This is a genomic window from Micromonospora sp. NPDC047620 (assembly GCF_043205005.1).
Classification (GTDB): Bacteria; Actinomycetota; Actinomycetes; order Mycobacteriales; family Micromonosporaceae; genus Micromonospora.
Genome location: NZ_JBIDDG010000179.1, coordinates 1 through 1106 on the forward strand (window position 1 = coordinate 1; position 1106 = coordinate 1106).

Below are 1106 nucleotides of genomic sequence, written 5' to 3' on the forward strand. Positions count from 1 at the left end.
TTCAGGATGTGGCCTATGTGATCTACACATCCGGCTCGACCGGAAGGCCCAAGGGTGTGATGGTCACCCACGAGGGGCTCGCCGCCTTCGCGGCGGAGCAGCGCGACCGCTATCGCGTCGAGCGCACCTCGCGCATCGTGCAAGTCGCCTCACCGGCCTTCGACGCGGTCCTGCTCGAAGCGCTGATGGCGCACGCCGCCGGCGCGGCACTCGTGGTGGCGCCGCCGGAGGTGGTCGGTGGCGCGGACCTGGCCGCGCTGATCGCGGCGCACGGGGTGACGCACGCGTTCCTGACGCCGAGTGTGCTGGCGACGATGTCTCCGGCCGAGCTCGATTCGGTGCGGATGCTCGCGGTCGGTGGCGAGAAGGTGGCGCCCGACCTGATCACGGCCTGGGCGGCCGGGCGGCGGTTGCACCACATCTACGGGCCGACCGAGACGACGATCGTGATCACGATCAGTGATCCGGTGGGCCCGGACGAAACACTCACCATCGGCGGGCCGATCCGCGGCGCGGAGGCGGTGGTGCTGGACGCGCGGCTGCGTCCGGTGCCGATCGGGATACCGGGGGAGTTGTATCTCTCCGGCGCCGCACTGGCACGCGGATACCTCAATCGTCCCGCCGTCACGGCGGCGTCTTTCGTGGCGAACCCCTACGGTGCGCCCGGAACCCGGATGTACCGCACCGGTGACGTGGTGCGGTGGTACGCCGAACCGGATGTGCGCGCCGGCAATATCGCCCGCCCGGAGGTGCCGTGGGAGCTGGATTACGTCGGCCGCACCGACTTCCAGGTGAAGATCCGCGGTTTCCGCATCGAACTCGGTGAGATCGACGCGGTGCTCGGCCGGCACCCGGATGTCGAATTCGCGATCACCATCGGCCGCGAAACCGCCGCCGGTGCCACGATTCTGGTGTCCTACGTGCTGGGTGTTCCGGGACGTGCGGTCGACCCCGCGGCCGTGACCGACCATGTGGCCGCGGTGCTGCCGCCGCATATGGTGCCCTCGGCGATCGTGGTCCTGGACGAGATTCCGCTGACCCCGGTCGGCAAACTCGACCGCAAGGCGCTGCCGGAACCCCAGCTCGCGCCGCGCGAGTTCCGGGCG

At 70.1% G+C, this 1106-nt stretch carries 1 protein-coding gene; it reads left to right on the top strand.

Translation table 11 applies throughout. The features are described from left to right. Positions 1-17: 17 nt before the first annotated feature. Positions 18-1106 (top strand): AMP-binding protein (locus ACGF5C_RS35090; protein WP_393308766.1); only part of this gene is annotated, 1089 nt, incomplete at its 3' end.